Origin of the sequence: Delftia sp. CH05 (assembly GCF_009827015.1) — a bacterium.
GTDB classification, from domain to species: domain Bacteria; phylum Pseudomonadota; class Gammaproteobacteria; order Burkholderiales; family Burkholderiaceae_C; genus Comamonas; species Comamonas tsuruhatensis.
In genome coordinates, this window is record NZ_WUMG01000020.1 from 16,552 (window position 1) to 30,479 (window position 13,928).

A 13,928-nucleotide genomic window follows, 5' to 3' on the forward strand; every position below is an offset into this window, starting at 1 on the left:
CCATGCATCCATCCCTTCCTGTTTCTTCCAACCCCACTTCTGCCTCCTCGCCCGTGCTCCAAGCACTGGGCGCCGTGGTGGACTATGGCGAGCGCACCATCCTCCAGGGCCTGGACCTGGCCGTGCATGCCGGCGAGATCTATGCGCTGCTGGGCGCCAACGGCGCGGGCAAGACCACCACGCTGAGCCTGTTCCTGGGCTTTGTGCGGCCGCGCAGCGGCCAGGTGCGCGTGCAGGGCGTGGACCCGGTGACGGCTGCCGCGCAGGCGCGCGGCCTGATCGCCTATATCCCCGAGAACGTGGCGCTGTACGAGCACCTGAGCGCGCGCGAGAACGTGGCCTATCTGCTGGACCTGGCGGGCCAGCCCGCCAGCAGGGATGCCATCGGCCAGGCCTTGTCCGCTGCAGGGCTGGATGCGGCCGCGCATGACCGGCGCGTCTCGGGCTTTTCCAAGGGCATGCGGCAGAAGGTGGCCATTGCGCTGGCGCTGGCACGCAAGGTGCCGGCACTGCTGCTGGACGAACCCACTTCGGGCCTGGACCCGCAGGCCACGGCCGAATTCAGCCGGCTGATCACGCAGCTGCGCGGCCAGGGCGTGGCCATTCTCATGGTCACGCACGACCTGCTGGGGGCGGCCGATGTGGCCGACCGCATGGGCTTCATCGCGGGCGGCAGGCTGGTGGAGGAGGTGGCGGCCCGTGGGGAAGAGCGCTTTGACGTGCGGGCACTGCACCGCCACTACGCGGGTACAGGTACGGGTGCGAGTGCAGACGCACACGCACACGCAGACGCAGACGCAGACGCAGGCGCAGGCGCAGGCGCAGGCGCAGGCGCAGGCGTGCAGGGGGCCGCGGCATGAGCACGGCCTGGACCATTGCACGCGAGGAATGGCGCCTGCTGCTGCGCGACCGCGTGGCCGTGCTGGGCATGGTGCTGTGGCTGCTGCTCGGTGCTACTGCCGCCTTCACCGCCTGGGACCAGCGCAGCGCGGCCCAGGCCCAGCGCGAACGCCACCAGTCGCAGGTGGACCACGAGTTCGAGGCCCAGCCCGACCGCCATCCGCACCGCATGGTGCACTACGGCCATTTCGTGTTCCGCCCGCTCAATCCGCTGGCGGCCTTCGATGCGGGCATAGACGCCTACACCGGCCACACGCTGTTTCTCGAAGGCCACCGCCAGAACAGCGCCAACTTCGGCGATGTGCGCCAGTCGTCGCTGCTGCTGCGCTTCGGCCAGCTCACGCCGGCCTTTGTGCTGCAGGTGCTGGCACCGCTGCTGCTGATCTTCGTGGGCCATGCCTGCATCGCGCGAGAGCGCGAGGCCGGCACCTTGCGCGTGCTGCTGGCCCAGGGCGTGGGCATGCGGCAGTTCGTGGCCGGCAAGCTGCTGGCGCTGACGGGCGTGGCGGCCCTGGTGCTGCTGCCCGCCTTGCTGGCCCTGGCCTGGATGGCGGTGGCCACGCCCGTGCCCATCAGCCTGGTGGCCGCGCTGGCGGCTGGCCATGTGCTGTGGCTGCTGCTGTGGGCCGTGGGCATCACCGCGGTCTCGGCCCTCATGCGGCGCGGGCGCGATGCCTTGCTGGCCCTGCTGGCCGCCTGGGCCATTGGAGTGGTGCTGGTGCCCCGGCTGGCGCCGGAGCTGGTGGGCGCGGCCCTGGCATTGCCCACGCGCTTCGAGACCGACATCGCCACGGCGCGCGAGCTGGCGGCGCTGGGCGACAGCCACAATCCCGACGATCCCTACTTCGCCGCCTTTCGCGCCAAAGTGCTTGCGCAGTACGGCGTGTCGCGTGTGGAGGATCTGCCCGTCAACTACAAGGGCCTGGTCGGCATGGAGGGCGAGCGGCTGACCAGCGAGCTCTTCAGGCGCCATGCCGAGGCCAGCTTCGATCTGCAGGCCCGGCAACTGCGCAGCGCCGACGGCTTTGCCCTGGTCAGCCCCTTGATTGCGCTGCGCCGCCTGTCCATGGCCGTGGCCGGCACCGACCTGCAAGGCTATCGGCGCTTTCTGGAGCAGGCCGAGCAGCATCGCTACCGCATGGTGCAGGCGCTCAACCAGCTGCAGGTGGACAAGCTCAGCTACGCGGGTGACCGTTCCAGCCGAGACAACCGCATCAGCCACGAGCACTGGCGCGGCGTCTCCGACTTCCATCACGAGCCCGATCCGCCGCTGGCGGCCTTGCGCCGCGCGGCACCCGCAGCCTGCGTGCTGCTGGGATGGCTGGCGGCGCTGGCGGCCGCCTTGCTGGTGGCCACGCAACGTCTGGGGAGGGTGGTGCGATGAGCTGGCTACGACATGAATGGCGTCTTCTGACGCGCTCGCGCCTGGCGCTGTGCGCCCTGGCCCTGCTGCTGTTGCTGTCCACGCTGGCCGTGCTGTCGGGCCTGCGCGAGATCTCGTCGCAGCGCCAGACCCTGGACCGTCTGGCCCAAATGCAGCAGCAGGAAATGGCGGCCCAGGCAGGTCGGCATGCACAGTCCGGCGATGCGGGCTCGGTGGCCTACTACGGCTTTCACAGCACCTGGGATGCACCGTCGTCCACGGCCTTCCTCGCCCTGGGCCTGCGCGATGCCGCGCCCTATGTGCTGCGCGTGCGTGCCCTGGCGCTGCAGGCGCAGCTGCATGAAGGCGAGAGCTTCAACCCCGAACTGGCGCTGGCGGGCCGCTTCGACTTCGCCTTTGTGCTGGTCTACCTGGCGCCGCTGTTCCTGATTGCACTGCTCTACGACTTGGTCTCGGGCGAGCGCGAATCGGGACGCCTGGGCACGCTTCAGGCCATGCCCGGCAGCGGGCGCCGGCTGTGGCTGCGCCGTGCGGGCCTGCGTTCGGTGCTGTTGCTGGCATGCCTGGCGCTGCCGGCCCTGGCAGGGGCATTGGCCAGCGGGGCGCAGGCGGGCGCCATCGCCTCCGTGCTGCTGAGCGCCACGGCCTATGTGGCCTTCTGGAGCGGGCTGTGCCTGGTGGTCGCCACGCTGGGCGGCAGTTCGGTGGCCAACGCCATGGCCCTCATGGGCTGCTGGGCCGTGCTGACCCTGGTGCTGCCCACGCTGGCCAATGCCGCGCTGTCGCGCGCCGTGCCCGTGAGCCAGGGCGTGGAGCTGATGCTGGCCCAGCGCCAGACCGTGCATGGTGCCTGGGACCTGCCGCGCGAGCAGACCATGGAGCGCTTCTTCCGCAACCACCCCGAATGGCGCAACACCGCGCCGCTGCCTGCGGGCTTTCACTGGAAGTGGTACTACGCCTTCCAGCAGCTCGGTGATGAAAGCGTCGCCCCCCAGTTCGCCGCCTATCGGGAAGGCCTGCAGGCGCGCCAGGCCTGGACCGGGCGCCTGGGCTGGCTGCTGCCCGGCGTGGGCGTGCAGGCCGCATTGCACCGCCAGGCCGGCACCGACCTGCTGGCGCAGCTGGCCTACCAGGACGACATTGCCGCCTTCCATGCGCGGCTGCGGACTTTCTTCTATCCCTATCTGTTCGAGGACCGTCCATTCGGCGCGAAGGACTTTGCAGCGCAGCCGGTCTTCACGGCCAGTCCGCGCCATGCGCCGCAGACCTGGGGCCAGGTGGCGATGCTCTGGGCGGTGGCTGCGCTGGCCTTGCTGGCCGGGGGCGTTGCCGCAGGCCGCGTGCGGCCGGGCAGGCGCTGAGGCAGCGGACCGGGGAAAAAGAAACAGCCATGGCGCAGGGAAGGCCTGCGCCATGGCTGTCGGCTTGCCGATGCCTGGGCCTGAGGCCCGGGGCCCGCCGCTACTGCACGTTCTGGTGGCAGTCGCTGCAGATGCCGTACATCGTCATCTCATGGCGCTCCACCACAAAGCCTTCGGGCACGATGCGCTGCATGTCGCCAAGGCAACCGGGCACGTTGAACACGCGGTTGCAGCTCATGCAGCGGAAATGGTGGTGATGGGCGCGGCCGCTGAGTTCGTAGCGCGTGGCCTCGCCGGGCAGGTCCACGGCCTGCACCTCACCGGCTTCCATCAATTGCTTGATGTTGCGGTACACCGTGGCCAGACCGATGGCCGGCACCTCGCGCTGCGCTGCGCCCAGGATTTCAGCGGGGAGCAGGGGGCGCCCGGCCTCTTCCATGACCGTGCGTATCGAACTGCGCTGGCGGGTCGAGCGTTCCATTGGCCTGAACAAGCGCTCCACGATGGGCTGAGTGTGTCTAGTCATGGTAGTTCCGTTATTTACTATAACAATCTCGAAGCGATTAATCAGTGTTCACGAACGCTCACAGCCGAAATGGAACTGTGCCTGCCTGTAGCTCCTGCAAGCATGGGGATGCAATCCCTGCAACGGTTCTTTTCTTCAAAGAGAAAAAATCACATCGGACGGACAACAGGTATTCCATTCTTGCGGTTTTGCGCGAGTATATGTCGTGAGCATTCGATGGACCTTGTGCGAAGGTTAAATACCATAGCCGTCCACAATGCTGTAATGGGATGTAATTGATCTATTGTCTGAAGAATGCTTGAAACAAGGGTTGTGCGGGACTTCGCGCAGGTCCTGAATCCGACGGTAACTGCTGGAGACGCGATGCAATGGATTGCATGGGCAGTGTATTACCGATTCAAGCAGATTGCCTCAATGCACCTCGTTTGTCCATCATCCATTCCCTGGAAGAAAGGTGCGGCCATCCCGTAATGGTTCATGTCACCACATGTCGATTCAGCATCCGGGCACCATTTGCCGCAGTTGCTTCGTCGTGAATTGCGTGGTCAGAAAACATCAGCCAGCTCCTTGGCCACGATGCGGGAATGAACAGCGAAAGCGCAAGCATCGTTTCCAGGGGAATTATTGGGGCAGGAATGCCACTTTCAAAACTCCCCTGATAAAGCCGCCGCAGGCGACCGGAAGATCCGAGCGGGCCGCCATTGCCGCGACGGCTTTGGCGGGGCTCTGCTTCAAGTCCGTTGGATGGACACACCACCATCGACCACCATGGCCGTTCCCGTGACGAAGCTGGATGCATCCGACGCCAGGAACAGCGCTGCCGCTGCAATCTCCGCCGGTGTGGCCAGGCGCTTGAGGGCGTGCAGATTTTCGACAAAGGCGCGTGCCTCGGGCGTGGGGGTGCTGGCGCGGCCCATGGGCGTGTCGGTGCCGCCGGGCAGCAGGGCGTTGGCCCGCAGGCCGCGGGGGCCGTATTCAGCCGCGATGACCTGGGTGAGGCCGACGAGGCCGGCCTTGCTGGCGGCATAGGCACCCATGCCGGGCAGGCCCGCCGTGTAGCCCACGAAGGTGGAGGTGAAGATCAGCGAGCCGCCGCCGCGTGCCAGCAGGGCTGGTATCTGGTGCTTGGCGCCCAGAAAGGCGCTGGTGAGATTGGTGGCGATGGCCTCCTGCCAGGCCTGCAGCGACAGGTCGGGCAGGGCGCAGGGATCGCCCGTCATGCCGGCATTGTTGAAGGCGATGTCCAGGCCGCCAAAGCGCGCCGTGGCGGTTTCGACCAGGGCCCGGGCCAGCGGCTCGTCCCGCACGTCGCCGGCCAGCGCGATGGCCTGGCCGCCGTCCTGCTCTATCTCCGCCACCAGGGCCTGCAGTTCCGGCTGGCGGCGGGCCGTGAGCACCAGCCTGGCGCCGTGGCGTGCGAACAGCCTGGCGGCTTCGCGGCCTATGCCTGAGCTGGCGCCCGTGATGAGGGCGACTTTTCCGTGGAGTTGCTGTGACGATGGCTGCATCTGGCACCTTTTCTTTCCGTGAATGAGGGAAAGCGGTTTGTAGTGCGGCGCAGGCGCGGGCGCATCCCGTTTCTTGCACCGGTGCGGCGCCAATGCGGGCCGCACTCAGTCTTTGCCCAGGTCCAGGTGTGCGAACAGGTCGGCCAGCGTGGGCGTGGAGCGTGCGGGCCAGATGGCGCTGAGGTCCAGGCTGGGCAGGGACCGGCCATCGCGCACTTCGCAAAATCGCACGCCGCGAAAGTCCATGGAGCGTATCCAGCTGGGCAGCAGTGCCACGCCGCAGCCGCCTGCCACGCAGGCCAGCACGGTGAGGGTCCGGTTGGCCTCCTGCGCCACATGGGCTTCGTGGCCTGCCTTGCGCAGCGCGTCGAGGATGCCGGCGTGCAGCACGGGCAGCTGGGCCTGCGGGTACATGACCAGCCCGGCCTCGGCGATCTGCGCCAGGCTGACCTGGCCGTCCTCGCCGATCTGGAATTCGTCGGGCACGGCGGCCACCAGGCGCTCGCGCAGCAGCTGGCGCTCGCGCATGCGCCCGCCCACGGCCACGGGTGTGTGCATGAGGCCGATGTCGATGGCGCCGGTCTGCAGGGCCTCGGCCTGCTCGGCATTGCTCATCTCGCGCAGGATGACGCGCACGCCGGGCGCCTGCTGCCGCAGCGCGCGCAGGGCGCGGGGCAGGGTGCCGAACAGCGCCGAAGACACCAGGCCCACGGTGAGCTGGCCTGCACTGCCCCTGGCGATCTCGCGCGCGCGGCTGGCGGCGGCATCTATGCGGGCCACGCTGGTGCGCACGTCATCCAGCATGGCCAGGGCGGCCGGCGTGGGCAGGGCGCCCTGGCGCGAGCGCTGGAACAGCTGCACGCCCAGGTCTTTCTCCATGCGGGCCAGGGTCTGGCTCAGCGCGGGCTGGGCAATGCCCAGCCAGTCGGCTGCGCGGCTGACGCTGCCCTGGTCCACCACCGCCAGAAAGTAGCGCAGATGCCGGGTTTCCATATTGATCCGGTATGAATAAATCCATTTTGAAGAATGGAAATATATACCCCCCGTTCCTAGAATCCGGCCCCATGCCCCAGCGCCGCGCTTTGCGTGGCGCAACCCACAAGGAGTTCTTCCCGTGTCTGCCGTGCCCCGGTTCGCCATTGCGTCCAGCGTCGATACCCACGCCCATGTCTTCGAGCGTGGCCTGCCCATGCCGGATGCGCGCCGCTACGCGCCCGACGAGGACGCGCCCCTGGGCACCTATCTGCACCTCCTGGACACGCACGGCCTGGCCCATGGCGTGCTGGTGCAGCCCAGCTTTCTGGGCACGGACAACAGCTACCTGCTCCAGGCGCTGCGCGCCCAGCCGCATCGCCTGCGCGGCGTGGCCGTGGTGGATGAGCGCACGGGCAATGAACAACTGCAGGCCCTGGCCGATGCCGGCGTGGTGGGCATGCGCCTGAACCTGATCGGCCTGTCTTTGCCCGATCTGAATGCGCCCGGTTGGCGCCGCGTGCTGGAGCAGGCCAACACCCTGGGCTGGCATGTGGAGCTGCACCTGCAGGCCGGGCGCTTGCCTGACCTGCTGCCCACCCTGCTGGCGGCCGGCTGCCGCGTGGTGGTCGACCACTTCGGGCGTCCTGACCCGGCCCTGGGCGTGCGCGACCCTGGCTTTGGCTATCTGCTGCAGCAGGCCGGCAGCGGCCGTGTGTGGGTCAAGCTGTCCGCGCCCTACCGCATCTGGCCCGCCGCCGACTGCGCCGCCTCGGGGCGGCAGGCCACCGCGCAGTTGCTGCAGGCCTTTGCGGCCGAGCGATTGCTCTGGGGCAGCGACTGGCCGCACACCCAGCACGCGGGCCAGGCCAGCTATCCGGCGGCCGTGCGCTGGATGCACGACTGGCTGGACCCGCTGGACGATGCCGCCTCGCTGCAGGCCGTGCTGGGCCGCAGCGCCGTCGAGCTGTTCCGATTTCCGAGCCCGATTCAAACCCAAGGAGACACACCATGAAATCCCTGTCCAGACGCACCGCCGGCCTGTGGGCGGCCGCAGGCCTGATCTCGGCCGTTGCCGGCATGGCCGCGCCAGCCGCTGCGGCTGCAGCGGCCAACTACCCCGAGCGCCCCGTCACCCTGGTCGTGACCTATCCGCCGGGCGGCACGGTCGATGTGGTGGCGCGCCTGATCGGCCCCCGTCTGTCTGCCGAGCTGGGCCAGCCCGTGGTGATCGAGAACCGGGGCGGGGCAGGCGGCATGATCGGCGGCGCCCAGGTGGCCAAGGCCCAGCCCGACGGCTACACCCTGATGCTCGATGCCTCCAACCACGCGCAGAATCCCGCCATCCATGCGCGCATGCAGTTCGATACGCTCAAGGCCTTCGCGCCGGTCTCGCTGCTGCTGCGCGTGCCCAATGTGCTGGTGGTGGCGCCATCGTCCCCCATCAAGAGCGTGCAGGACCTGATCCAGGCCGGCCGCTCCGAAGCGGGCGGGCATCTGTACTTTGCGTCGGCAGGCCCGGGCTCGGCCCAGCACCTGGCGGGCGAGCTGTTCAACCTGCTGGCCAGGACGCAGCTGCACCATGTGGCCTACAAGGGCGGCGGCCCGGCCATGATGGACGTGATGTCGGGCCAGGTGCCGCTGATGTTTGCCAGCATGGGCTCGGCCTGGCAGCACGTGAAGACCGGCAAGCTGCGCGCGGTGGCCGTGGGCGGGCTGGAGCGCTCCAAGGCCGCGCCCGAGCTGCCGACCATTGCCGAGTCAGGCGTGCCCGGCTACGAGACCTACGAGTGGAACGCCATCTTTGCGCCGGCCGGCACGCCGCCCGCCATCGTGAACCGGCTGTCCACGGTGCTGGCCAAGGTGCTGCGCGAGCCTGCCATCGTGGAGCGGCTCGCTGGCATAGGTGCCGAGCCCATAGGCTCCACGCCGGCCGAGCTGGAGACATTCCGCCGCGCCGAGATCGCCAAATGGCAGAAGGTGGTGAAGGACTCGCGGCTCAAGCTGGACTGAGCGCGTGCAGGCCAGAAAGCGGACCATTGCGGTCTGCTGTACACCGCAGGCAGCCCTGGCGCGTTGAGCAGGAACGGGCGCTGGCTTGAACGGGTTCTTACACCTTTTCAGGCGCAACGGCCCATGCGGCCCCAGGCGCTTGGTAGAAACGGGGCCTTTCCTGTTTCACCCCTTCAAAAGAACATGGCCATGCTTACCTTGCGATCCACCTTGCGCGCCGCGGCCGCCTTTGCGCTGGCCTGCTCGGCCCTTGCGGCCCAGGCGCAGACCTATATCAGCGGCTCGGTCTCGGGCCAGCTGGCTCCGGGTGTCTACGGCACCGTGGACATAGGCAATGCCCCGCCTCCGCCGCTGCTGTACCAGCGGCCCGTCATCATCGCGCCGGCGCCCATGGCCCCGCCGCCGGTCTACATGTGGGTGCCGCCCGGCCATGCCAAGCACTGGGGCAAGCACTGCGCACGCTACGGTGCCTGCGGCCGCCCGGTGTACTTCCTGCGCAATCCGCCGCCGCACTGGCGCGCCGGGCCGCCGCGCCACGATCCTCGCTGGCGCGAGGAGCGCCGCCACCGCGAATGGGAGCACCGCCGCGATGACCGCCGCTGGGACCGCCACGACCGCCACGATCGGCATGACCGCCACGACGACCACCGCGGCCGCGGGCATGGCCATGATCGCGGCCGGGGCCATGACCGCGATTGAGCGTCACTGCGCCCCAATAAGTTGTATCAAGCAGTTGCGGCGCCCCGGCGTCGCAGCCTGCGGCCCAGGCTTGGCGTTGAGCTATGCCGGTTTGCTATAGCTGCTAGCGGGCTTGCCCAGTAGTGCCTGGCCCGCGCCATGCTCACAATAGCTGTCATACCCATACTGATAGAGACAGCCATGCAAACGGCCATTCCCTGCCTGCTGATGCGGGGCGGTACTTCCAAGGGCCCTTTCTTCCGGGCCAGCGATCTTCCCTCCGACCTGCCCACGCGCGACCGAGTGCTGCTGGCGGCCATGGGATCGCCCGACAGGCGCCAGATCGACGGCGTGGGTGGCGCCCATCCGCTGACCAGCAAGGTCGGCATCGTCAGCCTCTCCGACAAGGAGGGCATAGACCTCGAATTCCTCTTCGCCCAGCTGCAGCCCGACAAGGACACGGTGGACACCACGCCCAACTGCGGCAACATGCTGGCCGGCGTGGTTCCCTTTGCGCTGGAGACCGGCATGGTGCAGCCGCGTGGCGAGACCAGCACCTTCCGCGTGCTGACACTCAACACCGGCATGGCGGCCGACATCACCGTGCAGACGCCCGGCGGCCAGGTGGAGTACGAAGGCTCGGCCCGCATCGACGGCGCGCCCGGCAGTTCGGCACCCATCGAAATCAGTTTCCTGGACACGGCCGGCTCGGTCTGCTCTGGCCTGCTGCCCACGGGCAAGCCCCGGGACACGGTCACGGTGACGGGCGAGGGGGTCGAGCCCTTCACGCTCGACGTCACCTGCATAGACAACGGCATGCCGCTGGTGATCTTCAAGGCGTCCGATGTGGGCGCCACCGGGCAGGAGACCGTGGCCGAGCTCAACGCCGACACCGACCTCAAGCGCCGCATCGAGGCGCTGCGCCTGCAGATCTCACAGACCATGGGCCTGGGCGATGTCTCGGCCAAGAACTATCCCAAGATGACGCTGATCGCGCCGCCCCAGCATGGCGGCGCGCTGACCACGCGCAGCTTCATCCCCCATGTCTGCCATGACGCCATCGGCGTGCTGGCGGCCGTCACCGTGGGCACGGCGGTGAAGATGCCGGGCACCGTGTGCGAGGGCGTGGCACAGCTGCAGCAGGGCACGGGTCCGCTCACCGTCTCGGTGGAGCATCCCACGGGCGAGTTCAGCGTCACGCTGGACAGCGACCCGGCCCATCCCGACGTAGTGACCAAGGCGGCCCTGCTGCGCACGGCGCGCCTGCTGATGCGTGGCGAGGTCATGGTGCCGCGCTCGGTCTGGGACGGCCGCAGGCAGGACTGAAGAAACAGCGCAGGGGCTTGCCGGCCCCTGCGGTGCAAGGGGCGGGCCGCGCGCGCAGATGCGGTATCCGCCAGGCTGAGAGACAGTGGAAGAGACAAGTCATGACATCCGTCCAGAAGGACGCCGCAGCAACCGGCGTCAATGTGCAGACCCTGCTCAACGAGCACCCGTTTTCGGGATTCCAGTGGGTGATCTTTGCGCTGTGTTTCCTGATCGTTCTGCTCGATGGCTTTGATACGGCGGCCATCGGCTATATCGCGCCCTCGCTGATCACCGAATGGGGCGTGAGCAAGCCCGCGCTGGCGCCCGTGCTCAGCGCTGCGCTGTTCGGCCTGGCCGCAGGCGCGATCTTCTCGGGCCCGCTGGCCGACCGCCTGGGCCGCAAGACCGTGCTCGTGGGCTCGGTCGCGGTGTTTGCCGTGGCCTGCCTGGGTTCCGGCTTTTCCCCCGACATCTGGACCCTGGCCGTGCTGCGCTTCGTCACCGGCCTGGGCCTGGGCGCCGCCATGCCCAATGCCGTCACGCTGATGAGCGAGTACTGCCCTGATTCGCGCCGTGCCACGCTGACCAACGCCATGTTCTGCGGATTTCCGCTGGGCGCGGCCTTCGGCGGCTTTCTGGCGGCCTGGATGATCCCGCATTTCGGTTGGCGCAGCGTGCTCATCCTGGGCGGTGCCGCGCCGCTGCTGCTGCTGGTGGCCCTGGTCGTGCTGCTGCCTGAATCCGTGCGCCACATGGTGGCCAACAACTACCCGGCCGATCGCATCCGCAAGGTGCTGGCGCGCATTGCCGGTGATGCCGTGCAGGGCGTGCAGCGTTTCGTGCTGACCGAGGCCAGGCCCGAGGCCCAGGCCGGCAGCGGCATGGGCGTGGTGCTGTCGCGCCAGTACCGCGTGGGCTCGGTGATGCTGTGGATCGCCTACTTCATGGGCCTGGTCATCTTCTACGCGCTGATGAACTGGATGCCCGTGCTGTTCAAGGAAGCGGGCCTGGACCCCAAGACCGGCACCCTGGTGGCGGCGCTGTTCCCGCTGGGCGGCGTGGGCGCCGTGCTGTTCGGCTGGCTCATGGACCGCTTCAATGCCAACCGCATCATCGCCATCGGCTATGCGCTGACGGCGGCCTCCATCTGGTGGATAGGCCAGACGGCCGGCCACCTGGGCTGGCTGGTGGTGGCCGTCTTCCTGGCCGGCACCATCATGAACACCGCCCAGTCGTCCATGCCGGCGCTGGCCGCCGCCTTCTATCCGACACGCGGCCGCGCCACGGGCGTGGCCTGGATGCTGGGCATCGGGCGCTTCGGCGGCATCGCGGGCTCCTTCCTGGTGGCCGAGCTGTCGGCGCGCCACATGGCCTTCAGCGAGATCTTTGCCGTGGTGGCCATTCCTGGCGTGATCGCCATGGCCGCCCTCATCATCAAGCAGTACAGCAGTCCCGAGCCGCAGGGCGGCGCGGTGCCTGCCACGCCCCTTCATTGACACATTTCCACCCCATAAAGACGCAGGAGACCCTCCGATGATCATCGACGTACACGGCCACTACACCACCGCGCCCGCGGCCCTGGGCGCCTGGCGCGACCTGCAGATCGCGGGACTCAAGGACCCGTCCAAGGCCCCGCGGGCCAGCGAGCTGAAGATCAGCGACGACGAGATCCGCGAGACCATCGAGACCAACCAGCTCAAGCTGATGAAGCAGCGCGGCTCCGATCTCACCATCTTCAGCCCGCGCGCCAGCTTCATGGCGCACCACATCGGCGACTTCGAGACATCGAGCACCTGGGCCGCCATCTGCAACGAGCTGTGCTACCGCGTCAGCCAGCTGTTCCCCGATCACTTCATCCCGGCCGCCATGCTGCCGCAGTCGCCCGGGGTGGACCCCAAGACCTGCATTCCCGAGCTGGTCAAGTGCGTGGAGCAGTACGGCAACGTGGGCATCAACCTGAACCCCGATCCGTCAGGCGGCCACTGGACCTCGCCCCCGCTGTCGGACCGCTCCTGGTACCCCATCTACGAAAAGATGGTGGAGTACGACATCCCGGCCATGGTCCACGTCTCCACCAGCTGCAACGCGTGCTTCCACACCACGGGTGCCCACTACCTGAATGCCGACACCACGGCCTTCATGCAGTGCCTGACCAGCGACCTGTTCAAGGACTTCCCCACGCTCAAGTTCCTGATCCCCCATGGCGGCGGCGCCGTGCCCTACCACTGGGGCCGTTTCCGCGGCCTGGCGCAGGAACTCAAGAAGCCGCTGCTGGACGAGCACCTGCTCAACAACATCTTCTTCGACACCTGCGTCTACCACCAGCCGGGCATCGACCTGCTGACCAAGGTGATCCCGGTCAAGAACATCCTGTTCGCCAGCGAGATGATCGGCGCCGTGCGCGGCATCGATCCGACCACGGGCCACTACTACGACGACACCAAGCGCTACATCGAGGCCACGGCCAACCTCACCGAAGAGGAGCGCTACCAGGTCTACGAAGGCAACGCGCGCCGCGTGTTCCCGCGCCTGGACGCCGCCCTCAAGCAAAAGGGCCTGTAAGCAGGCCGCCACCACAGATCAAGGAGAACACCATGTACGAACTCGGTGTGGTTTACCGCAACATCCAGCGCGCCGACCGCGCGGCCGCCGACGGTCTGGCCGCCCTGGGCTCGGCCACCGTCCACGAGGCCATGGGCCGCGTGGGCCTGCTCAAGCCCTATATGCGTCCCATCTACGCGGGCCAGCAGGTCTCGGGCACGGCCGTCACCGTGCTGCTGCAGCCCGGCGACAACTGGATGATGCATGTGGCCGCAGAGCAGATCCAGCCCGGCGACATCGTGGTCGCGGCCGTGACCTCGGAATGCACGGACGGCTACTTCGGCGACCTGCTGGCCACCAGCTTCCAGGCGCGCGGCGCGCGTGCGCTGATCATCGATGCCGGCGTGCGCGACGTGAAGACGCTGCAGGAAATGAACTTCCCCGTGTGGAGCCGCGCCATCTCCTCCAAGGGCACGATCAAGGCCACGCTGGGCTCGGTCAACATCCCCGTGGTCTGCGCAGGCATGTGGGTCACGCCCGGCGACGTGATCGTGGCCGATGATGACGGCGTGGTCTGCGTGCCCGCCGCCAAGGCCGCCGAAACCCTGGCTGCCGCGCAAAAGCGCGAGAGCTTCGAGGGCGAAAAGCGCGCCAAGCTGGCTTCCGGCGTGCTGGGCCTGGACATGTACAAGATGCGCGAGCCGCTCGAAAAGGCCGGCCTTCGTTACATCGATTGA

13 protein-coding genes are annotated in these 13,928 nt (G+C 68.0%); 10 read left to right on the plus strand and 3 right to left on the minus strand.

Translation table 11 applies throughout. From position 1 onward, the window contains the following. Nucleotides 1-2: 2 nt before the first annotated feature. The 3 genes from GRX31_RS16645 to GRX31_RS16655 are packed head-to-tail and all read left to right on the plus strand — an operon-like array spanning nucleotide 3 to nucleotide 3,645. A complete protein-coding gene (locus tag GRX31_RS16645) occupies nucleotides 3-860 on the plus strand; it encodes an ABC transporter ATP-binding protein (protein ID WP_160853786.1) in 858 nt (285 codons plus the stop codon). Next, on the plus strand, nucleotides 857-2,284 hold the full coding sequence (locus tag GRX31_RS16650; protein WP_016454676.1) for an ABC transporter permease: 1,428 nt from the start codon (nucleotides 857-859) through the stop codon (nucleotides 2,282-2,284). Before GRX31_RS16645 ends, GRX31_RS16650 begins: the two co-directional genes overlap by 4 nt. Next, the gene (locus GRX31_RS16655; RefSeq protein ID WP_016450442.1) at nucleotides 2,281-3,645 is read left to right on the plus strand and encodes a DUF3526 domain-containing protein; all 1,365 of its coding nucleotides are present in this window, start codon (nucleotides 2,281-2,283) and stop codon (nucleotides 3,643-3,645) included. Before GRX31_RS16650 ends, GRX31_RS16655 begins: the two co-directional genes overlap by 4 nt. A gap of 100 nt (nucleotides 3,646-3,745) precedes the next feature. Here GRX31_RS16655 and GRX31_RS16660 read toward each other — a convergent pair whose 3' ends face one another. From GRX31_RS16660 to GRX31_RS16670, 3 genes are all read right to left on the minus strand, one after another. Next, nucleotides 3,746-4,171 (minus strand): Fur family transcriptional regulator, encoded by a 426-nt coding sequence (locus GRX31_RS16660; RefSeq protein WP_016450441.1) that lies wholly within the window; start codon nucleotides 4,169-4,171, stop codon nucleotides 3,746-3,748. A 731-nt stretch (nucleotides 4,172-4,902) separates the two neighbouring features. After that, the gene (locus GRX31_RS16665) at nucleotides 4,903-5,679 is read right to left on the minus strand and encodes an SDR family oxidoreductase (RefSeq protein WP_016454678.1); all 777 of its coding nucleotides are present in this window, start codon (nucleotides 5,677-5,679) and stop codon (nucleotides 4,903-4,905) included. Between the two features lie 105 nt (nucleotides 5,680-5,784). Then, nucleotides 5,785-6,672, minus strand: a complete 888-nt coding sequence (locus GRX31_RS16670) for a LysR family transcriptional regulator (protein ID WP_016450439.1) — start codon at nucleotides 6,670-6,672, stop codon at nucleotides 5,785-5,787. A 121-nt stretch (nucleotides 6,673-6,793) separates the two neighbouring features. On the opposite strand from GRX31_RS16670, the gene GRX31_RS16675 reads away from it, so the two are divergent. From GRX31_RS16675 to ligK, 7 genes are all read left to right on the plus strand, one after another. After that, nucleotides 6,794-7,666: an amidohydrolase family protein gene (locus tag GRX31_RS16675; RefSeq protein WP_160853788.1), complete on the plus strand. Its 873-nt coding sequence runs from the start codon at nucleotides 6,794-6,796 to the stop codon at nucleotides 7,664-7,666. After that, nucleotides 7,663-8,664, plus strand: coding sequence for a tripartite tricarboxylate transporter substrate binding protein (locus GRX31_RS16680; protein ID WP_016450437.1), 1,002 nt, complete (start codon nucleotides 7,663-7,665; stop codon nucleotides 8,662-8,664). Before GRX31_RS16675 ends, GRX31_RS16680 begins: the two co-directional genes overlap by 4 nt. Nucleotides 8,665-8,847: 183 nt before the next feature. Continuing rightward, nucleotides 8,848-9,363 (plus strand): hypothetical protein, encoded by a 516-nt coding sequence (locus GRX31_RS16685; RefSeq protein ID WP_074924096.1) that lies wholly within the window; start codon nucleotides 8,848-8,850, stop codon nucleotides 9,361-9,363. Nucleotides 9,364-9,543: 180 nt separating this feature from the next. Beyond that, a complete protein-coding gene (locus tag GRX31_RS16690; protein WP_160853790.1) occupies nucleotides 9,544-10,668 on the plus strand; it encodes a 4-oxalomesaconate tautomerase in 1,125 nt (374 codons plus the stop codon). Nucleotides 10,669-10,769: 101 nt separating this feature from the next. Next, nucleotides 10,770-12,146 (plus strand): MFS transporter, encoded by a 1,377-nt coding sequence (locus GRX31_RS16695; protein ID WP_016454680.1) that lies wholly within the window; start codon nucleotides 10,770-10,772, stop codon nucleotides 12,144-12,146. Nucleotides 12,147-12,183: 37 nt separating this feature from the next. After that, a complete protein-coding gene (locus GRX31_RS16700) occupies nucleotides 12,184-13,212 on the plus strand; it encodes an amidohydrolase family protein (RefSeq protein WP_016454681.1) in 1,029 nt (342 codons plus the stop codon). 32 nt (nucleotides 13,213-13,244) lie between these two features. Then, the gene (gene ligK, locus GRX31_RS16705) at nucleotides 13,245-13,928 is read left to right on the plus strand and encodes a 4-carboxy-4-hydroxy-2-oxoadipate aldolase/oxaloacetate decarboxylase (RefSeq protein WP_012206250.1); all 684 of its coding nucleotides are present in this window, start codon (nucleotides 13,245-13,247) and stop codon (nucleotides 13,926-13,928) included.